Genomic DNA, 19,000 nt, shown 5'->3' with positions numbered 1-19,000 from the left:
TGCCTCTGCGTGGGGGTACTAGCTATTCGGCTTCGCCCATGACCAGGTCCTCGATGGTGTGTTTCTGCTCGATGGGGGTGAGGTGGTCGACGACGGGGCAGTGCAGGTGCTTGGCGGACGCGGTCGGGCAGCTTCGCCCAGTAGCCCTGCGTGACGGCCACGTCGTGGTGTTCGACGTTGCCGGCACCCCGTGCGTCCATCCCAAACACCAATACCGGGCGTGACTTCCGGGTGTGGTTCGTGGTGCCGCGGTGGATCGTCAGGACCGAGCGCGCCGAGATGTCGCCCATCTGCGGGTATTCGCGCACCGCGCATTCCTCGTAGCGCGACCAGGTCGAGCGATCGGGGAACATCTCGTGCTCGAAGTCCTCACCGGTCTCCCACAGAGTGCCGGGCGCGATCTCGATGGGACCCTTGTACCAGGGTCATCTTGACGACTGGGCTAGTCAGCGGCCTGTCGGTGCGTGTCACGGCAGGGGAGGGGAGTCGCGGTGCCAGGCTGGTCGTGCGCCCCAGCGGACGGAAACTCAAAGCCGGCCTCGACATTCGCGGCCGTCGACCCGAGGATCGCTTCGCACACCGACAATGTTCGGCCATCACAGCAACGCTCCAGGCAGGTGCGCGGGTCAGGCGGGAAGCTCGACGGGTATCGACGCGAGGAGCCGCAGGACCTCGGTCACCACTCGCCTCGGCTCGTCGCTCCGTGTGTGAGCGAAGTACCACGACGGTGGAACGCCCGCGAGCTCCACGCACGACACCGAGGCGGGCAGGGCCGGGCCGAGGAGACGTGGGGTGACCGCCACGGCGGACCCACGTGCCACCCCACCCAAGACGTCGGACACAGCGCGGGGCGCGACCTCGACCACCTTCGCCTCGTCCATCGGGCGCACATCGCCCAGGCACCACAGCGACATCCAGTCGGGAGGAGCCGCGGCTGATCGCAGGAATGGCGGGTCGCGAACTGCTCCACCGGCACCGTACGGCGACCGCTTAGCGGATGAGATCTGGCCACCAAGCCGACCCGGGTTATGGGCCACAGCGGAGTCGAAAGGGTCCCGGGCTGGGTCGACGGGCCGGCCGTCAGCAGGATGTCGACGCGCTGGCTCTGCAAGATGAGGTCGAACTGGCCGAAGGCGACCCCACCCAGCACACGAACGCGGCGAGCGTCTATCGGACAGTTCGTGGTTGATCCCGGGCCCACCGCTGCAACACCCGGGCTCCGTCGTACCCGGGCACGCCGACGACCACCGGCGCGGCAGGCTCGTGGGTGGACGTTGCGAGGCGGCGCGCATCGTCGAGCAGTCGCTCGGCTCGAATGGCGAAGAGTCGGCCGGGGCCGGTGATGGCCAGTACGCCGCCCGGTGCGCGTTCCATGAGCGGAGTCCCCAGTTGGCGCTCAAGGCGCTGGATGCGTTTCGTCAGGCACGATGTGGACACGTGCAACTCGTCGGCCGCCCGGCCGTAATGGCCTGCACGGGCGAGGACGGTCCAACTCGCGACCTCGGTGAGATTGAGTTCCACGCTGTCACCGGCTCCGGGCGTCGCCTCATCGGGATGAACTGACGCGAGCGGCGTCCAGCAAATCCACAGAAAACCGTGTCCGATCTGGAAACGCCCGCCGAATTTTATCGCGACTCGGCTCTACGTTGAATCCGATCAGGGAGGAAATCGGCGAGACGATCGCCACCGTTCACGGCGTTCCGTGGACGAGACAAGGACACGGAGGAACGGCATGGCAACACCGCAGGACCCAGGGTCGACGACCGAGACCGTCCACACGCCTGGCGGACCGCGACCTGCGGCCCAGGTGCATACCGTCGCACCGGGCCAGGTTGTCGCGGCCGACGAGAGCGGCCGATATCGAGTGGCTAGCCGACCGCCGTTGACCGTGAAGCGAACTCGCGAGTTGCTCGCGACGGGCGACTACGGAATCACCCCTGGTGGGCTCCGACCGAAGTCGAAGATCCACCTCGTCGAGCCCGATGAGGTCGTGCGCACGGACGGCGGGCGGATGAAGCGGTTCAACACCCGCACCGAGACCTTCATCGAGCCGCCTAAGGTCACCGTCGAGGACGCGGAGCTGCCGGGCCTCGGCAGCGGCTGGATCACGTACGCCGCGTACACCGAAGCGGCCACGAACGTCATCTCATCGATGACCACGACCTGGACAGTCCCGCCCGAGCCCCTCGCCGATGACGGTCAGCTGCTCTATCTGTTCAACGGTCTGCAGGACAGCTCCGTGACGCAGATCCTGCAGCCGGTGCTGCAGTGGGGCGTGTCTCCGGCCGGCGGTGGCAACAGCTGGGCATTGGCCAGTTGGCTGGTCGTCGGCACGAACGCGTTCCGCACCCAGACCCTGGACACGGTGCAGCCGGGCGACGTACTCACCGGCGTGATGAAGCTGGTGTCCCGGCACACGACCTTCGACTTCTGGACGTGCGAGTTCGTCGGCTTTCCTGACACGGTGCTGTCGGTGAACGTCACCGGGCAGCTGGTGATGCCGGTGCAGACGCTCGAGACGTACACGGTCGCCCAGTGTCGTGACTACCCTCCGACGCTGATGACGAGCATGCGCGACATCAGCGTCAACACCGACAGCGGTGCGTTGACAACGGCTTTCGCGGCGTACGACGCGGTCACCGACTGCGGTCAGCACACCGACGTGGTCAGCAACACCGCTGGGGCGGGGCAGATCGACCTGAACTACTCGCAGCAGTTCCTGAGCCTGGCGCCCGCGCCGGTGGCGTCCATCAGTCGCACCCAGGATCAGATCGATCTGTTTGCCGTGGGGACCGACGGCAGCGTCGACTCCACCTTCTGGAACCCGGCCGGCGGCTGGCTGCGCACCTGGTTCCGGCTCGGGGACGGCCGCTTCGGCGACGACTTCACGCTTGCTCCCGGTTCGCCGATCAGCGTGCTGAGCCGCTACCCCGACCACCTCGACCTCTTCGCGACCGGACGCGACGCCCACGTCTACAGCACGTACTGGGACGCCTCCAGTGGCTGGAGCGGGCAGTGGTTCTGGCTCGGCGACGACAATTTCGCCGACCAGTTCACGATCCCCGTCGGCAGTCAGATCAGTTGTGTCGACCGGGCGCCCGATCTGATCGGCCTGTTCGTCGTGGGCTTCGACGGAGGCGTCTACAGCACGTTCTGGAACGCCGGCGGTGGCTGGAACAACCACTGGTTCCGGCTCACGGACGGCCGTTTCGGCGACGGATTCACCGTGGCCCCCGGTACGCCGGTCGGCGTCCTGTCGCGCTACACCGAGCACCTCGACCTCTTCGCGACCGGACGCGACGGCCACGTCTACAGCACGTACTGGGACGCCTCCAGTGGCTGGAGCGGGCAGTGGTTCTGGCTCGGCGACGACAATTTCGCCGACCAGTTCAAGATCCCGGTCGGTGCGCCGGTGACCGCGTTGTCACGCTTCCGCAATCAGATCGACCTGTTCGTATCGGGCCTCGACGGAGGGGTTTACAGCACGTTCTGGAACGCCGGCACCGGCTGGAACAACCACTGGTTCCGGCTCCCGGATGCCCGTTTCGGCGACGGGTTCACCATCCCGCCGAGCTCGCCGGTGACCGCGATCTCCCGCTTCGAGGGCCACATCGACCTGTTCGTCAGTGGGCGCGACGGTCACATCTACAGCACGTTCTGGGATGCCAGCAGCGGCTGGTACGGGCAGTGGTTCTGGCTCGGCGACGACCGTTTCGGCGACGGCTTCACCATCCCTCCGGGAGCCCGCGTCACGGCGCAGTCGCGCGAGCAGGACATCATCGACCTCTTCGTCACCGGCAAGGACAACCACGTCTACTCGACGTACTGGAACGCCGCGGGCGGTTGGGCCGGTCAGTGGTTCAGCCTCTGACGAGGTAGCGCGGCCTCACTCCGCCTCACCCATGACCAGGCCCTCGATGGTGTGCTTCTGCACGATCGGCGTGAGGTGGTCGACGACGGGGCAGTGCAGGTGCCGGCGTACGCGTTCGGGCAGCTGGGCCCAGTAGCCCTCGGTGACGGCCATGTCGTGGTGCTCGGCGTTCCCGGCTCCCGGTGCGTCCATCCCGATCACCAGCACCGGGCGGGACTTCTGGGAGTGGTTGGTTGTGCCGCGGTGGATTGTCAGCGCCGAACGCGCCGAGATATCGCCCATCTGCGGGTACTTGCGCACCGCCCGCTCCTCGTAGCGCGACCACGTCGAGCGATCGGGGAACATCTCGTGCTCGAAGTCCTCGCCGGTCTCCCACTGCGTGCCTGGCGCGATCTCGAACGGCCCCATGTCCTGCTCGGTGTCGACCAGGGTCACATTGAACGCGAGACTCGTCAGCCGCTTGTCGGTGCGCGTCACGGCGGGAGAGGGGAAGTCGCGGTGCCAGGGCTGGTTGTGCGCCCCCGCGAACGGGATGTCGAAGCCGACCTCGACGATCTCGTAGTCCGGCCCGAGGATCGCCTCGCTCACTGCGCGTACCCACGGGTGCTCGACCAGTTCGACGAAGCCGACGAGCGCCTCGGGGTGCATCTCGGCGTACCACCGGTTCGGTCCGCGGCCGACCGCGCCGTTCTCCCGGGAGCGCGCCTCGCGGAACGCTTCCTCCACATCAACGCGCATCTCGGCCACGAAGTCACGCGCCAAGGCACCCTTGCGTCCGATGATGCCGTCGGTGCCCAGCGCCTCGACCGCCGCCTGTACGTCGGCCTCCGTCACCACGGTGCCGGACGTCGTGGTCTCGCTCATGGTCGGCTTCCTCTCGAACAGCTGTAACGTGATTCACGCTTTGCAGCGTTGCAAACGTACGCCGCAACGCGCCGCGGCGGTAGGTCTCACGAGAGGATTCAATGGTGGTGGGTCTTCGAGAGGTCGCCGAACGCGCAGGGGTGTCGGTGCGCACGGCCTCCAACGTGGCCAACGACTTCCCGCACGTGGCCCCGGAGACCCGGCGGCGCGTTCAGGCCGCGATCGAGGAGCTGAAGTACCGCCCGAACACCGCCGCACGGCAGCTGCGTCGCGGACGCACCGAGGTGATCAGCCTCGTCGTTCCCGAGATCAGCTCGCCTTATTTCAGCGAGCTCGCCGCCATCACCGTGCGCGTCGCCGCCGAGCGCGGATGGACCGTGCACATCGACCAGACCGACGGCGACGCCGACCAGGAGCGTCGGATGATCCTCGGCCCGGCCGGTCGCAGCGTGGACGGCGTGCTGTGCAGTCCGTGGGCGGTGTCGCCCGCCGAACTCGTCGAGCTCGCGGCTGGCCCGGTCGTGCTGCTCGGCGAGCGCGAGACCGACGGCGTCCTGGACCACGTCGCGATCGACAACGTGCGGGCCAGCCGGGAGGCGACGCTGCACCTCCTCGCCCGCGGGGACCGTGTGATCGGCGCGATCGGCGCGCAGCCGCATCTGCAGAACGGCACAGCGGAGCTGCGCGTCGAGGGCTACCGGCAGGCGTTGGAGTCGGCCGGACTCCCGTTCAGGACGGACCTGGTCATGCCCGTGCGGTCACTGCACCGGCCGGACGGCGCTGCCGCCGTCACGCGGCTCCTGGAGGTGGAGCCGCGGGTGGATGCGGTCTTCTGCTTCAGCGACGAGCTCGCCCTCGGCGCACTGCGCACCCTGCTCGAGCAGGGCCGCCGGGTGCCCCAGGACGTCGCGGTGGTCGGGTTCGACGACATCGAGGACGGCCGCTACAGCACCCCGACGCTGACCACCATCGCGCCGGACAAGACGCAGATCGTCCGGGTCGCCCTCGACCGGCTGGCGGCCCGCATCGCCGGTCAGACCGGCTCTGGTGCCGAGGCCCCGCTCGATCTCGTCGTCCCGCATCGGCTGCTGATCCGGGAGAGCACCACCTCGGTCCGGACACGTAAGGGCTGAACTCGTCGGGTGGGGGTTCTGCGTTGGTGGCCAGGGCTGCAGCACTGGCCACCAACGCAAACCGTCGTCGTCGTGCTCGGTCAGGCGGTGACGTCGAGCAGCACCTTGCCGACGGCGCCGTCCTCGACGGCGGAGTGGGCATCGGCGGTCTTCTCCAGCGGGTAGTGGTGCAGAGGCAGACCGTGCTCGTCGCCGATCGCGAGGCCGCCGTCGGCCACCGCGGCGGTGACGTCGTCGGCTGCGGCGCGCAGCGCGTCCTGACCGACGGTGTAGAGCAGCACCCACTGGATCCGGGCATTGGTAGAGAACGTCTCCCGGACGTTCAACGTCACCTCGTCGCCGCCGTTGTTGGCGTAGACCGCGATGGTGCCGCGGGGCCGGATGACCTGCAGGTCGAGCGCGAGGTTCTGCGCGGGCGCCACCTCGACCACGATGTGCACGCCCTCGGGCGCGATCTCGCGGATCGCGGCGGCGGTGTCGCCCTCCCGGTAGTTGACGACGTGCTGCGCGCCGGCCGCCGTCGCCAGGGCTGCCTTCTCGTCGCTGCTGACAGTGCTGATCACCGTGGCCCCCGACCACCGGGCGAGCTGGATCGCGGCGTTCCCGACCGCGCCGGCACCACCGGCGACGAGCACCGTCAGCCCGTCCATGGCGCCGCGGTAGAGCCGGTCCGGTCCTCCCTCGGAGGTGGTAAGTGCGCGGTGGGCAGTGACGGCGGGTACGCCGAGGGCGGCGCCCACGTCGTACGACGCGCTGTCGGGCAGCACGGTGACGTTGGCTGCCGGCAGCACGACCTGCTCCTGGGCAGTGCCGCCGGGGCGGGTGTGCTGGGCGAGCATCGTCCACACCCGGTCGCCGACGCGCAGCCCGTCGACCTCGGGGCCGACCGCGTCGATGGTGCCCGCGCCGTCCTGACCCGGGACGATCTCGGGGAAGGCCAGCTCGCCGCCGGCACGGAACTTCCAGTCGGTCGGGTTCACCCCAGCACGCTCGATGCGGACGCGCACCTCACCGCGTCCGGGGTCGGCGGCCTCGCGCTCGACCATGTGCAGGACGGAAGCGTCTCCGCCCTCGGTGTAGACCACGGCGCGCATGAGAATCCCTTCGTCGACAACGATGTACGCCCGGTGCAACGTCGCGACCGGCTCGCGTTATGCCGTGTAGCGGGTCCGGCGGACGCTAGGAGTCCACTCGTTCGTCCGTCTGGTCGCCGTCGGCCCCATCCGTCACCTCGTGGAGCCACGCTGCGTGTTCACGGCGCGCCCAGTGTCGAGATACCCAGCCCGTGCGCATCCCGGCGCGCGCCTCGGGATCCTTCATCGCGAAGGTGATGTGACCGACGACGAGCAGGCCCACAGCGATGGAGAACCAGTCGTGGACGAACGTCGCGCCGGTCCGCCACGGCAGGGGCGCCAGCGTGACGAAGTACATGATGATGCCGGTCGCGAACAGGACCAGGATCGAGCTGGAGGTGAGTGCGCCGTTCAGCTTCTGCCCGGCGTTGAACTTGCCGACCCGGATCGTGCCGTCACGGCGCGTACGCGAACGCAACCAGCGGCGGTCGGCGCTGGAGAACTGGCCGAGGCGGTGCAGGTCCGCTCGGTAGGCGACCGAGACCGCACCCAGCAGCATGGGCACCGGCAGCGCGAATCCGCAGTAGACGTGGATCAACTCGACGAGATGCCGGTGCCCGATCGCGACCGAGAGCGAGCCGTTGTAGAGAACGGCAGCCGTCAGGATGCAGACGATCATGAGGACCGCGGTGATGCGGTGCACGATCCGCTCGGCCAAGCTGAATCGATGGATGCGTCCGTCGTCGCCCTCCGATGCGGAATCGAACGACGTCGACCCCCTACGCCGGGAGTCGTCCGTCGATGGCATAGCCCCTCGGCTCCCAGTAGCCCGGTATCTGGTGGTCGGTCAGTTCGATGCCCGAGAGCCACTTCGTGCTCTTGTAGCCGTAGTTGGAGCCGACGTACATGCGCACCGGCCCGCCGTGGTCGTGGGTCACCGGAGCCCCCAGCATCTCCAGTGCCACCAGGACATCGTCGGCGCGCGCTTCGTCCAGCGTCAGTGACTCGGTGTACGTGCCGTCGAAGGAGCGGAAGCGCACCGCTCGTGCCTGGCTGCTGGGTCGGGCGCGGTCCAGCAACTCCGCCAACCGCACTCCGGCCCAATGCACTTCCGGCACCTGCCATCCCGTGACGCACTGGAAGGTCTGCACGAACGCGGTGCGGGGCAGCGCCTGCAGGTCGGCGTAGGAGTAGGTGTGCGGCGCATCGACCAGCCCGGACACGGGGAGTCGGTACGTCGCCGCCGATTCCGTGCGCACCGCACCCGTCACCGAGTAGAAGCGGAACGTGTCCCCGAGGGGGATGAGGGAGAGCAGGCCGGTGGGGTCGCGTTGTTCAATCGGCGCGAGAAGTCCGGACAGTCCACTCGACACCCGGTCGCCTGCCACGATGCCGACGGCACCGAGCCCCAGTACGCCGAGCATTACCCGCCGACCGACGGGCGCGCCCTCGTCGACGTTCGGTGCTTCCGTGTCGCGCGACGAGTGAGCGCGTCGGATCCGCAAGCGGCTCAGCGGGATCGGCCCCTCATGCCCACTCCGACCAACGCAAGTCCGACGATGATGATGATCGGCCCGGCCACGGACCAGAACGTGGTGTTGCTCATCGAGGACCCCTTCAGCACCCCGACGCCCTGCAGGGTGAACAGCAACCCGAGCAGTGCCACGACGACGCCTACGACGACCCATACCGGCTTCTTCAAGGCATCCGCTCCTGCATCGACGATGTCGTTCGATAGCTGCTCGATCGATGCTACGCGGCGCCCGGGTCGACCAATTCGGCGATCACGGCGGCGATCTCGTCGGGGGAGAGCTGCAGCGTCGCGCGACCGACGTTGAGCTCAACCTTCACGACGTTCGGGTCGATCGTGCTCTGGGCGCCGCGGAAGGTCTGCAGTCCTTCCTCGGCCAGGATCAGCGCGGCGTTTGCGGTGAACGTCGGCTCGTCGACCTGCAGCAGCAGATGCATCATCGAGGTGTGTGGTGGATCGGGGACGACTGTCACACCGGCGACCGGGCGCAGCGCGTCGGCGATGGCGCGGGCGTGCGCCAGACGGGCCGGCATCTCCGGCAGCCGTTCCGGGAGCAGCGCGAGGGCGGATGCGGCGAGCGGCCACAGCCCGTACAGCGTGCCGCCGAGGCGGCGTCGCCACTCGCGCAACTCGTCGGCGACGTCCGACTCACCCGCGACGCAGCACCCCGACAGAGCGCCGATGCCCTTGTAGAACGACACGTACGCGGTGTCGAAGAGCGCCGCGACCGAGGCCGGCGTGCGGTCGTACGCCGCCGACGCCTCCCAGAGCCGTGCGCCGTCCAGGTGCAGGCTGACGTCGTGGTCACGCGCCCACTGCACGTGGGAGTTCAACTCCTCCCAGGTCGGCAGCTGGCCGCCGATCTCCCGCTGCGGCAGCTCGAGCAGGAGCACGGCGAGCTGCTCGGGGACGGCCTCCAGGTCCGACAGCCGCAGCAGCCGCGACGCATCGCCGACCGTGCGGGTCGTCAGGCGGTGCAGGCGGGTGATCGTGTCCAGCTCGTGCACCTGCGGGTGCGCCGTCGGATGCCACGCCACGGTCGAGGAGACGTGCCGGGCGGCGTGCACCGTCAGCGCGGCGCCCTGGCCCATGATCCCGCTGGGGAAGAACACCGCCCCGGGCTTGCCGAGCAACTCCGCCGTGTACCGCTCGAGCTCCTCGACGGCGCCACCGTTGCCGTAGACGTCGGTCTGCGTGTCCGGCGGGATGGTGGCGAGCAGGTCCGCCGCGGACTTCGGGCCGTCGCCGTTGAGGAACCGGGTGGGAGGTGCGTCGGTCGCCGGGGGTTCGTGGGGAGTGGTCGTCACCCGCCCATCGAACACCCCGGGAGACCGGGGGACCGGTGTCGGGTCAGCGCGAGCGTCGGCTGAAGTTCGCCGCCGAGTGATTGCCACCCGAGGCGGCACCCGCTCCGCGAGAGCCCGAGCCCGCACTGCGGGAACCGCCGCCTGAACCGCCGCGACGAGGGGCCGAGCCCGGCGTCGTACCGCCGGAGCCCGAGCCGTTACGGCGCGAACCGCTGCCCGACCCGCCTGCGGGGCGTCCCGAACCCGAGCCGGCACCGCGACCACGGCCGCGACCGCCTGCCTGTCCGGTGGAGGGCGCCTTCTTGCCCGACCGCTGCTGCTGCGGCGCGGCCGGCGGGACGTAGCCCTCGACCAGCACTCGCTCGCCCGGCGCGAGCTCGCGCAGCACCGGGTGCTCGGTGTTGGCGACCTGCGTCGTCGTCGGGTGGATGCCCGCGGCCCGGGTGAGGCTGCGGACGTCGCCGCGCTGGTCGGGCGTCATCAAGGTGATGACGGAGCCCGCGGCGCCGGCCCGCGCGGTGCGACCCGAACGGTGCAGATACGCCTTGTGTTCCGACGGCGGGTCGGCGTGGATGACCAGCGCGACGTCGTCTACGTGGATGCCGCGTGCCGCGACGTCGGTCGCGACGAGGGTGTTCACGGCACCGGAGCTGAAGGCCTCCATGTTGCGGGTGCGCGCGTTCTGGCCCAGGTTGCCGTGCAGGTCGACGGCAGGCACACCGCGGCTGTTCAGTTGGCGGGCAAGGGCTTTCGCGCCGTGCTTTGTGCGGGTGAAGACGATCGTGCGCCCCGGCGCCGAAGTGAGGTCGACGAGCACCGGCACCCGCAGGTCCTTCTCGAGACCGAGGACGTGGTGCGACATCGCGGCGACGGGAGACTGGGCCGAATCGGCCTCGTGCGTCACCGGCTTGCGCAGGAACTCGCGGACCAGGACGTCGATCGCCTTATCCAGGGTGGCCGAGAAGAGCAGCCGCTGGCCGTCCTTCGGCGTCTGGCGCAGCAGGCGGCGTACGCCGGGCAGGAAGCCCAGGTCGGCCATGTGGTCGGCCTCGTCGAGGATGGTGACCTGCACGTCGTCCAGGCGGCAGAAGCCCTGGGAGATCAGGTCTTCCAGGCGACCCGGGCAGGCGATGAGGATGTCGACGCCGGCCTGCAGGCCGCGTACCTGCGGGTTCTGGCCGACACCGCCGAAGACGGTGAGGGTGTTCAGACCCATGGTGCGAGCGAGCGGCGTGATCACGGCGTCGATCTGGGTGACCAGTTCGCGCGTCGGGGCCAGGATCAGCGCGTGCGGCTTGCGGGCCGTGCGGGGGCGCTTGGACTCGGCGAGGCGCGCCACCAGGGGGAGAGAGAAGGCCAGCGTCTTGCCGGAGCCCGTGCGGCCGCGGCCGAGGACGTCGCGGCCCGCGAGCGAGTCGCGCAGGGTGGCGGCCTGGATAGGAGTGGGCTCGGCGATGCCCTGCTCGGTCAGTACGTCGACCAGGAGAGCGGGCACACCGAAGTCAGTGAAAGTTGAAGTCATCGAATCGCGATCTATCAGAAGTCTCCCCGGTCCGGCCGGTTCTCCAGGCTGGAGGGCCGCGCATGGAGCGAACTCGACATGCGAATCAATCCGTGGGTGAGACGTACGACGAATTGATGTCTCACAGGATACCGGCGCGAAGGCTGTGAGCCGAATCGGCGCGCGGCGGCAGCGTCTCAACGCCCAGTGGCAGGCAAACGTGCCGAGTGGCACACCTGCAGAGGGTGCACTCGAAACATAGGTATGCCACTCAGGGGAGAGGTGCTGCGAGACTCGACGGATGGTGGGGGAGCGGGACGCGGTGGTCGTCGGCGCGGGGCCGAACGGGCTCGCCGCGGCGGTCACCCTCGCGCGCGCCGGGCTGCGCGTCGACCTGTTGGAGCAGGCGGACCGGATCGGCGGGGGAGCCGGCACCCGAGAGCTGACCCTTCCCGGCTTCCACCACGACGTCGGGTCCGCGGTGCACCCCATGGCGTTGGCGTCGCCGTTCTTCCGGCAGTTCCAGATCGAACGCCGCATCGACCTGCGGGTGCCGGACATCTCCTTCGGCCATCCGCTGCCGCACGGCCGCAGCGGCATCGCCTACCGCGACCTGGATCGCGCCGCGGAGGCGCTGGGGCGGGACGGCGCGGCGTACCGGCGACTCTTCGCTCCCTTGGTACGCCGGGTGCGGGAGCTGACCGCGTTCACCGGGGAGCCGCTCCTGCAGCTCCCAAGTCACCCCGGCGTGATGCTCGAGTACGGCCTGCGGGCTCTCGAGCAGGGCTCTCCTGCGTGGCGATTGCGCTTCAAGGAGGACGTTGCGCCCGCACTCCTCAGCGGCACCGCCGCGCACACCATCGGGTCGCATCCCCGCCTCGCGATGGCCGGCGCCGGGCTGGCGCTCGGCACGCACGCGCACGCCGCCGGATGGCCGGTGCCGATCGGGGGCAGCCAGACGATCGCCGACGCGCTCGCCGCCGACTTCGAGGCGCACGGCGGCCGCATCGTGACCGGCACGCGGGTGCGAAGTCTGAGTGAGCTCGAGTCCTACGACACGGTCGTGCTGGACGTCTCCACCTCGGCCCTCGCGGCAATGGGCGCCGACCGGCTCCCGGCCAGGTACGTGAGCGCGCTGCGTCGCTTCCGACGCGGCAACGGCGTGGCCAAGATGGACCTCGCACTGGCGGGCCCCGTGCCGTGGACGGACCCTGAGCTGCGGCGTACGCCGACCATCCACCTCGGCGGGACCCGCGAACAGATCGCCGCCAGCGAGCGCCAGGTCGGCCGCAGCCGACTGCCCGACCGGCCGTACGTGCTCCTCGTGCAACCGAGCGTCATCGACCCCACCCGCGCGCCCGCCGGCAAGGCCACGCTGTGGGCCTACACCCATGTGCCCTACGACTGTCCCGTCGACCGCACCGAGGTGATGCTCGACATGGTGCAGGAGTACGCGCCCGGGATCCGTGATCTGATCCTGGCCCGATCGGCAACGCCGGCAAGCAGATTCGCCGATGTGAGCCCCAACTTCGCCGGCGGCGACTTCGCGACCGGCGCGGTCACGATGACCCAGATGATCAAGCGGCCGATCGTGTCGCGGACCCCGTGGCGCACTCCGCTGGCCGGGATCTACCTCGGCTCGTCCGCAACCTCACCCGGCCCGGCGGTGCATGGTCTGAGCGGCTGGTACGCCGCCTGCACGGCGCTGCACGATCGCTACGGCCTGGGCGCACCCGAGCTGGGCATCGATTGAGGAACGCAGCACCGGCCCGAAACCTGCTCGCACACCCGTGCTCCCCCTACGGCACACGGCGGGTGCTCCCCCTCGTTCGGGCCGGTGCGGCCTTCCCGGGCTTAATTGTGTGGGGCCTGAACGTAGCCACACATAGGACTGAGGCCTAAGTTTCCGACCCGGAAAGTCCTAGGACCATGGCCCCCGCGACGTACCGCAACTCTGAACGCTGGCTGACCCCGACCTTCTGGAAGACATGCGACAGGTGTGTCTTGACCGTCTTCTCACTGATGACCAGTCGTGACGCGATCTCGGAGTTGGACAGCCCCTCGAGCACGATCAACCGCGCCACCGCGATCTCGCGATCAGTGAGCGGTGCCTGCGGACCCGAGGCCGCACCCGGCTCCGTCGCAAGCAGCGCCAGCTCGGTGTTGAACCGCTCGCAGAGCAGGCTGATCGAGCGCAGCTGATCGGCCGCGGCCTCGCCGTCACCGGCGTCCAGGGCCACGGTCGACTGATCCACCTGGAGTTTCAGGCGCCCCAGCCGATCGGAGATCGCATGGACCAGATCCGCGCTGCGGTCGAGGGCGGTGTCGGGACCCGCGGTCACGAGGTCCAGGTCGGTGGTGTCCTCGGCGTCGCGGCTGATCGCCCGGCGCAACTGCCGCGCCAGCCATTCTACGACCCCGACCGTCTCCGCCGTGAAGCGCTCGGTGGTGTAACTGAGAGCCGCGAGCATCCCGCTCACCGTGCCGTCGGGCTCCATGAGCGGCGCGACCACGGCGTCCTGCACGAGGGGGTTGCCGAACGACTTCCCGGCGTGGATGAGGCGTCCGCGGTCCTGGGAGAACGTGTAGGTCTTGGACCAGGTGCGCAGCCAGTGCGACAGGCCGAACTCCCCGAACGACATGACGTCGGGCGAGCCCGCCTTGCCCCGGTCGTAGAGATAGGGGATCACCACCCGGTTCGGGCCCCGGTAGTGGCCGATGTAGCACGCGTCGACGTCCGCCACGTGGGTGAGCGCGCCGCGGCACGCCTCGTACAGGCCGTGCACGTCCCCCTGCTCGGTCTGTCGCATGATCTGCCCCGCACGGCGCAACGCCTGTGCCGTCGCCGGCGAGAAATCCGTCGGCGGCGTCCCCTTGGTCATGTCACAGATACTGACACCGCGCTCGGCCTCAGGTGTCCCGGTTGCCTCGGATCGTTTGCGCGCGACGGTCTATCGCACCGGCGCGCAGAGCAGACCCAGGCGGATGCGCGACAATCGACCTCGTGGTCACCGCGTCGTTCCCCGCCTACTCCGCCAAGCTCGACGAAGGCTCCGGTCATGCCATCGGCATCGGTCTGGGCTTCTTCGGCCTCGCGGCGTTCTTCGTGATCCTCTTCCTGCTGATCGCGTGGGTCGGGCGGATGCGCGACCGGCGGCGCGGCGGTCCGCGCCCGGGGCCGACGCTGCCGGTGCTCGGCACGCCCGGCGACGAGCACGACCCGAAGACCCGCCACCCGGGCGCGTCCGGCTAGGACGCGCTGCCCGCCCGCGCGAGGACGGCGTCGGCGACGACCTGCGGCTGCAGCTCAGGCACCCAGTGGTTCTCGTCCACCTCGACGAATCGGTAGTCAGCAGAGACGTACTCGGCCGTCTTCTCCGCCGCGGCCCTCCCGAGTGCCGCGTCGCGGGCGCCCCAGACGAACGTGGTCGGCACGGCGATGCGCCGATCGGGTCGCGGCGCGCTCGAGGACGACTTCTTCTTCCTGCCCGGCAGCATGCTCTGGCGCATCGACCTGCTGGCCGGCATCGCGCGGTACCAGCCGAGCGGGCCGGTGAGGCTCTGCGGCGTCGGGAAGCGGGCGACGTACGCCGCGGCGCGCTCCTTGGGCATCCCGAGCGCACGGTAGATCCCGAAGAGCCGCTTGTGCGTGAGTCGTTCGGCGAGCCACGGCACCTGGAAACCGAGCATGTAGAGGCTCTTTCGCGCCTGGTCGCCGTGCCGGAACGCCCACGCCATCGCCTTCGGGTGCGGCGTCGAGCAGACGGTGAGGGACTCCAGACGGTCGGCGTGCCGCCCGGCCATCGCCCACGCGACCGCCCCGCCCCAGTCGTGACCCACCAGGTGCACCCGCTGTGCGCCGCTTGCGTCGATGAGCGCCACCGTGTCGCCGAGCAGCTTCTCCAGCGTGTACGACGAGCGGCCGTCCGGGGTCGCGCCCGGCGAGTAGCCGCGCTGGTCCGGTGCCAGGGTGCGCAGCCCGGCGGCGTTGAGGAGCGGGGTCACTTCGTCCCACGCGGTGCGGTCCTGCGGGAAGCCGTGCAGCAGCACCACCACCGGGCCGTCGGCCGGGCCGCGGTCGGTGACGTCGAAGGTCAACCCGTCATGGGTGAAGGTGTCCATGACCCCACCCAACCGCCTCGACCGCGTCAGGGGAAAGTCACGCTGCGAGAATCGCTCCCGTGACCGACCCGACGCTGCGCTATCCCATCGGCGGACGTCGCGCGTACGCCGTCTGGGCGGGTGGCCTCGCGATCTACGTGCTGGCGGTCTTCAACCGCAGCTCCCTCGGGGTCGCCGGCCTCATCGCCGCGCACCGGTTCCACATCAGCTCCGCGCAGCTCGCGACCTTCGTGATGGTGCAGCTCGGGGTGTACGCCGCCATGCAGGTGCCGGTGGGCGCGCTGCTGGACCGGGTGGGCTCCAAGGTGCTGCTGTCGGTCGGCGTGGTGCTGATGAGCCTGGCGCAGCTGGCGTTCGCCTTCGCGCACTCCTTCGCGGTCGGGATCATCGCGCGGGTCTTCGTCGGCATGGGCGACGCGATGACGTTCGTGTCGGTGCTGCGTCTCGTCGCGCTCTGGATACCTCCCGCGCGGACCCCGCTGGTGACCCAGATGACCGGCGTCATCGGACAGCTCGGTGCGCTGGCCGCGGCCACCCCGCTGGTCGCCGTCCTGCGTGGGTTCGGTTGGGAGACGAGCTTCCTCATCGCCTCGGGCACCGGCCTCGTCCTCGGAGTGGTGATGGTGCTGGTGGTGAAGGACACGCCGTACGCCGCCGCCGAGCGCACCGAGCTGAAGCTGCGCGCGGTCGCGCGGGCCGTGCGCCTGTCGTGGCGCGAGCCGGGCACCCGCCTCGGCCTCTGGTGCCACTTCACGCTGCCGTTCTCCAGCAACCTCTTCACGATGATCTGGGGATTCCCGTTCCTCACCCGCGGTGAGGGCCTCAGCTCGGGCGCGGCGAGCCTGCTGCTCTCCCTGATGGTGATCGTGTCGCTGATCACCAGCCCGCTGCTCGGGATCTACCTGGGGCGCTTCCCCTACTCGCGCTCGACGCTGGTGCTGAGCGCGCTCGCGACCATCGTCACGGTGTGGACCGTGGTGCTGCTCTGGCACGGGCCGGCGCCGCTGTGGGTGCTGCTCGTCCTGGTCGCGGTGACGGCGGTCGGCGCGCCGGGCTCGATGATCGGCTTCGACCTGGCGCGCAGTTTCAACCCGCTGGAGCGGATCGGCAGCGCCACCGGCATCGTCAACGTCGGCGGGTTCGCCGCGTCACTGGCCGCCGTTTTCGCCGTGGGCGTGGTGCTGGACCGGATCTGCCCGGGCGGCCCGTCGGCGTACACCACCGCCGGCTTCCAGGCCGCACTCTCGGTGCAGTACGCCGGGTGGGCGCTCGGGATCGCGATGATCGTGCGCTACCGGCGTAAGACGCGGGCGATCGTGCACGGCGATGTTGCCCAGTGGGCCCATCTGCTGCCGGCCCGGCACCGTTAGCCGCAGATGTGGGAACGCGCGCGCTCTATAGAGCGCGCGCGTTCAGACAACTCCGGTCCGGTCAGGTTGTTACGCCTCGGGCTGGGCCGCCTGCGAGTCGTCGTCGGCGCGGTCGATGCCGCGCGCGGTGTCCTGCGGGTCGTGCTGCGGCATCGCCCAGCGCGCCGTGGTCACGCCCTCCGCCTTGGCCTTGTCGAGCGCGCCCTGGACGACCTTGTCGGCCTCCTCGACCCCGATCCAGTGCGCACCCTCCTCGACGCTCTTGCCGGGCTCGAGCGCCTTGTAGGTCTCGAAGAAGTGCTGCACCTCCTTCAGCAGGAAGTCGTTGACGTCGCCGAGGTCCTTCACGTCGCTCTGGCGGGGGTCGCCCGCTGGTACACAGAGGATCTTGTCGTCGCCGCCGGCCTCGTCGACCATCCGGAAGACGCCGATCGCGCGGGCGCGCACGACGCAGCCGGGGAACGTCGGCTGGTCCAGCAGCACGAGAGCGTCCAGCGGGTCGCCGTCCTCACCGAGGGTGTCCTCGATGTAGCCGTAGTCCGAGGGGTAACTCATCGCGGTGAACAGCAACCGGTCCAGCCGGATGCGCCCCGTCTCGTGGTCGACCTCGTACTTGTTACGGGTGCCACGGGGGATCTCGATGGTGACGTCGAACTCCATGCGACTTCCTCGAATCTTGGGGTGTGATGATGTCTGCGGCAGGCAGTCTCCCGCACCCGCGGGCCGATCGCGAAACGCCTGCCTGACCAGGGGGTGAGGATGCGCCGTTCCGGCAAGGTCGGGCTCGCCGCCGGGGGAGTCGTGACCGCGTTGGCGGCGTACGCCACGCTCGATGTGTACGACGTGGTGCCCGGCGTCCTCACCCGCGCCACCGCCGCCCGGCATGCCGTACCCGCTCCGGGGCACACGACCGTCGGGCCGTCGGTGGCTCCGCCGCGCGCACCGGTCAACCCCGCCCTGGCCGGGGCCGACACCGGCCCACAGGCGGGCGCCGCCTCCCTGAAGGCGCGCATCCAGGCCGCGCAGAAGGCCGCGGGCCTCTCCGGCAAGGTCACCATGACCGTGCGCGACGCCGTCACCGGCACGGACCTCTACGACCAGGGCGCCGGCACCGCGATGACGCCCGCCTCGACCACCAAACTCCTGACCGCGTGGGCGATCTCGCACACCCTGCCGCTGGAGAGCACGTTCACCACGAAGGTCGTCTCACCCGTTGCCGGGTCCATCGTGCTCGTGGCCGGCGGCGACACCTGCCTCAATCCGCACGCCGGCAACCCGAACGCGGTGTGCGGTCGCGCCGGCGTCGGTGACCTGGCGACCCAGATCGTGGCCGGCCTGAAGAAGCAGGGACGCACCTCGGTGCGCCTCGCGTACGACGCGTCGTACGACCCGGGTCCGGCGACCGCGCCCGGGTGGGGGCGGGACCTGCTCGACATGGGTTTCACCACCCGGATCGCGATGCTCGGGCTGTCCACGCAGCATGCCGAGACCGGGCCGGCCGTCGCGAACCCGGACGCGAGCACGACCGCCGCCCTCGCGACTGCGTTGCGCGCCAAGGGGATCGCGGTCACCGGTGTCGCGCCGACGACCGCGCCCGCGGGCGCGACGACCGTGGCGTCGGTGCAGTCGGCGCCGCTGCTGGACCAGCTGGGATTCGCCCTGCAGGAGAGCGACAACTCGATGATCGAGTCGCTGGCCCGGCAGGCCGCGTACCACTCGGGCACCCGCGCGAACTCCGAGGCGGCGCTCACCGGTTGGGTGCGTTCGCGGCTGGCCGGCGGCGGATTCGACCTGGCCGGGCTGAAACTGGCGGATGTCTGCGGGCTGTCCGACGGCACCACCCTGACGGCCCGCCTGCTCGGCGACCTGCTCAGTGCTGCGACCACCGGCAAGGACCCGCAGTTCGCGCCGGTGCTCACCCGGCTGCCGGTAGGGGGCTGGAACGGCACGCTGAACAACCGGTACGCGACCCTCGCGACGCGGGCCGGCGCGGGGTGGGTGCGCGCCAAGACCGGCAGCCTGCCGTCGGTGAACTCGCTGGCCGGCACGGTGCTGGACGTGCAGGGACGGCTGATGGTCTTCGTCATCATCGCCAACGGCTCGCAACCACTGGGCCCGACGGGGACCCGGGCGGCCATCGACACGGTGGTCACCGCCGTCCGCGGTTGCGGCTGCCCCTAACCCCCGTAACCCCCGTTGGCCCATCTGCGGAACGCGCAGTCGACGGG

17 protein-coding genes are annotated in these 19,000 nt (G+C 69.9%); 6 read left to right on the top strand and 11 right to left on the bottom strand.

The window, feature by feature from the left end; translation table 11 throughout:
- Nucleotides 1-1,167: 1,167 nt before the first annotated feature.
- On the bottom strand, nucleotides 1,168-1,521 hold the full coding sequence (locus J4030_RS01250; protein WP_208047355.1) for a LysR family transcriptional regulator: 354 nt from the start codon (nucleotides 1,519-1,521) through the stop codon (nucleotides 1,168-1,170).
- A 361-nt stretch (nucleotides 1,522-1,882) separates the two neighbouring features.
- On the opposite strand from J4030_RS01250, the gene J4030_RS01245 reads away from it, so the two are divergent.
- Entirely contained in the window at nucleotides 1,883-3,871 is a 1,989-nt protein-coding gene (locus J4030_RS01245) for a hypothetical protein (protein WP_208047354.1), read from the top strand.
- Nucleotides 3,872-3,886: 15 nt separating this feature from the next.
- Here J4030_RS01245 and J4030_RS01240 read toward each other — a convergent pair whose 3' ends face one another.
- Nucleotides 3,887-4,735 (bottom strand): phytanoyl-CoA dioxygenase family protein, encoded by an 849-nt coding sequence (locus J4030_RS01240; protein ID WP_208047353.1) that lies wholly within the window; start codon nucleotides 4,733-4,735, stop codon nucleotides 3,887-3,889.
- A 101-nt stretch (nucleotides 4,736-4,836) separates the two neighbouring features.
- Here J4030_RS01240 and J4030_RS01235 point away from each other — a divergent pair, with 101 nt between their 5' ends.
- Nucleotides 4,837-5,868: a LacI family DNA-binding transcriptional regulator gene (locus tag J4030_RS01235; RefSeq protein ID WP_208047352.1), complete on the top strand. Its 1,032-nt coding sequence runs from the start codon at nucleotides 4,837-4,839 to the stop codon at nucleotides 5,866-5,868.
- Between the two features lie 80 nt (nucleotides 5,869-5,948).
- Here the strand turns inward: J4030_RS01235 and J4030_RS01230 are convergent, their stop codons facing one another.
- The 6 genes from J4030_RS01230 to J4030_RS01205 all read right to left on the bottom strand — a co-directional run bounded on the left by J4030_RS01230 (nucleotide 5,949) and on the right by J4030_RS01205 (nucleotide 11,301).
- Complete coding sequence (locus J4030_RS01230; protein ID WP_208047351.1) at nucleotides 5,949-6,962, bottom strand: NADPH:quinone reductase; 1,014 nt, start codon at nucleotides 6,960-6,962, stop codon at nucleotides 5,949-5,951.
- 85 nt (nucleotides 6,963-7,047) lie between these two features.
- Nucleotides 7,048-7,749, bottom strand: a complete 702-nt coding sequence (locus J4030_RS01225; RefSeq protein ID WP_208047350.1) for a cytochrome b/b6 domain-containing protein — start codon at nucleotides 7,747-7,749, stop codon at nucleotides 7,048-7,050.
- Complete coding sequence (locus J4030_RS01220) at nucleotides 7,721-8,365, bottom strand: molybdopterin-dependent oxidoreductase (protein ID WP_208047349.1); 645 nt, start codon at nucleotides 8,363-8,365, stop codon at nucleotides 7,721-7,723. Before J4030_RS01220 ends, J4030_RS01225 begins: the two co-directional genes overlap by 29 nt.
- An 86-nt stretch (nucleotides 8,366-8,451) precedes the next feature.
- Nucleotides 8,452-8,643, bottom strand: a complete 192-nt coding sequence (locus J4030_RS01215) for a hypothetical protein (RefSeq protein WP_208047348.1) — start codon at nucleotides 8,641-8,643, stop codon at nucleotides 8,452-8,454.
- Nucleotides 8,644-8,693: 50 nt separating this feature from the next.
- Nucleotides 8,694-9,779, bottom strand: a complete 1,086-nt coding sequence (locus J4030_RS01210; RefSeq protein WP_208047347.1) for a low specificity L-threonine aldolase — start codon at nucleotides 9,777-9,779, stop codon at nucleotides 8,694-8,696.
- Nucleotides 9,780-9,822: 43 nt separating this feature from the next.
- Nucleotides 9,823-11,301 carry a DEAD/DEAH box helicase gene (locus J4030_RS01205; RefSeq protein WP_208047346.1) on the bottom strand — a complete coding sequence of 493 codons (1,479 nt, stop codon included), beginning with the start codon at nucleotides 11,299-11,301 and terminating at the stop codon, nucleotides 9,823-9,825.
- 280 nt (nucleotides 11,302-11,581) lie between these two features.
- Here J4030_RS01205 and J4030_RS01200 point away from each other — a divergent pair, with 280 nt between their 5' ends.
- On the top strand, nucleotides 11,582-13,033 hold the full coding sequence (locus tag J4030_RS01200; protein ID WP_208047345.1) for an NAD(P)/FAD-dependent oxidoreductase: 1,452 nt from the start codon (nucleotides 11,582-11,584) through the stop codon (nucleotides 13,031-13,033).
- Nucleotides 13,034-13,178: 145 nt separating this feature from the next.
- On the opposite strand, the gene J4030_RS01195 is transcribed toward J4030_RS01200, so the two are convergent.
- A complete protein-coding gene (locus J4030_RS01195) occupies nucleotides 13,179-14,162 on the bottom strand; it encodes a LuxR C-terminal-related transcriptional regulator (protein WP_243762658.1) in 984 nt (327 codons plus the stop codon).
- A 122-nt stretch (nucleotides 14,163-14,284) separates the two neighbouring features.
- On the opposite strand from J4030_RS01195, the gene J4030_RS01190 reads away from it, so the two are divergent.
- Nucleotides 14,285-14,533, top strand: coding sequence for a hypothetical protein (locus J4030_RS01190; RefSeq protein ID WP_208047344.1), 249 nt, complete (start codon nucleotides 14,285-14,287; stop codon nucleotides 14,531-14,533).
- On the opposite strand, the gene J4030_RS01185 is transcribed toward J4030_RS01190, so the two are convergent.
- The gene (locus J4030_RS01185) at nucleotides 14,530-15,402 is read right to left on the bottom strand and encodes an alpha/beta fold hydrolase (RefSeq protein WP_208047343.1); all 873 of its coding nucleotides are present in this window, start codon (nucleotides 15,400-15,402) and stop codon (nucleotides 14,530-14,532) included. The genes J4030_RS01190 and J4030_RS01185 overlap by 4 nt on opposite strands.
- A gap of 59 nt (nucleotides 15,403-15,461) precedes the next feature.
- Between J4030_RS01185 and J4030_RS01180 the strand changes: the two genes are divergently transcribed.
- On the top strand, nucleotides 15,462-16,772 hold the full coding sequence (locus J4030_RS01180) for an MFS transporter (RefSeq protein ID WP_307864502.1): 1,311 nt from the start codon (nucleotides 15,462-15,464) through the stop codon (nucleotides 16,770-16,772).
- Nucleotides 16,773-16,841: 69 nt separating this feature from the next.
- Here the strand turns inward: J4030_RS01180 and J4030_RS01175 are convergent, their stop codons facing one another.
- Nucleotides 16,842-17,432: an inorganic diphosphatase gene (locus tag J4030_RS01175; protein WP_208047342.1), complete on the bottom strand. Its 591-nt coding sequence runs from the start codon at nucleotides 17,430-17,432 to the stop codon at nucleotides 16,842-16,844.
- A gap of 99 nt (nucleotides 17,433-17,531) precedes the next feature.
- Between J4030_RS01175 and dacB the strand changes: the two genes are divergently transcribed.
- The gene (gene dacB / locus J4030_RS01170) at nucleotides 17,532-18,953 is read left to right on the top strand and encodes a D-alanyl-D-alanine carboxypeptidase/D-alanyl-D-alanine-endopeptidase (RefSeq protein ID WP_208047341.1); all 1,422 of its coding nucleotides are present in this window, start codon (nucleotides 17,532-17,534) and stop codon (nucleotides 18,951-18,953) included.
- Nucleotides 18,954-19,000 lie beyond the last annotated feature (47 nt).

The sequence above is a fragment of the Allobranchiibius sp. CTAmp26 genome (genome assembly GCF_017565405.1).
Taxonomy (GTDB): domain Bacteria; phylum Actinomycetota; class Actinomycetes; order Actinomycetales; family Dermatophilaceae; genus Allobranchiibius.
This window is presented reverse-complemented; position numbering and strand designations above follow the sequence as displayed.

What these genes read in the sequence shown, in the direction of transcription:
- J4030_RS01220 (WP_208047349.1), bottom strand. Translation starts at nt 8,365, where the DNA reads ATGCTCGGCGTACTGGGGCTCGGTGCCGTCGGCATCGTGGCAGGCGAC.
- J4030_RS01235 (WP_208047352.1), top strand. Translation starts at nt 4,837, where the DNA reads ATGGTGGTGGGTCTTCGAGAGGTCGCCGAACGCGCAGGGGTGTCGGTG.
- J4030_RS01230 (WP_208047351.1), bottom strand. Translation starts at nt 6,962, where the DNA reads ATGCGCGCCGTGGTCTACACCGAGGGCGGAGACGCTTCCGTCCTGCAC.
- J4030_RS01185 (WP_208047343.1), bottom strand. Translation starts at nt 15,402, where the DNA reads ATGGACACCTTCACCCATGACGGGTTGACCTTCGACGTCACCGACCGC.
- J4030_RS01225 (WP_208047350.1), bottom strand. Translation starts at nt 7,749, where the DNA reads ATGCCATCGACGGACGACTCCCGGCGTAGGGGGTCGACGTCGTTCGAT.
- J4030_RS01200 (WP_208047345.1), top strand. Translation starts at nt 11,582, where the DNA reads ATGGTGGGGGAGCGGGACGCGGTGGTCGTCGGCGCGGGGCCGAACGGG.
- J4030_RS01205 (WP_208047346.1), bottom strand. Translation starts at nt 11,301, where the DNA reads ATGACTTCAACTTTCACTGACTTCGGTGTGCCCGCTCTCCTGGTCGAC.
- dacB (WP_208047341.1), top strand. Translation starts at nt 17,532, where the DNA reads ATGCGCCGTTCCGGCAAGGTCGGGCTCGCCGCCGGGGGAGTCGTGACC.
- J4030_RS01195 (WP_243762658.1), bottom strand. Translation starts at nt 14,162, where the DNA reads ATGACCAAGGGGACGCCGCCGACGGATTTCTCGCCGGCGACGGCACAG.
- J4030_RS01240 (WP_208047353.1), bottom strand. Translation starts at nt 4,735, where the DNA reads ATGAGCGAGACCACGACGTCCGGCACCGTGGTGACGGAGGCCGACGTA.
- J4030_RS01175 (WP_208047342.1), bottom strand. Translation starts at nt 17,432, where the DNA reads ATGGAGTTCGACGTCACCATCGAGATCCCCCGTGGCACCCGTAACAAG.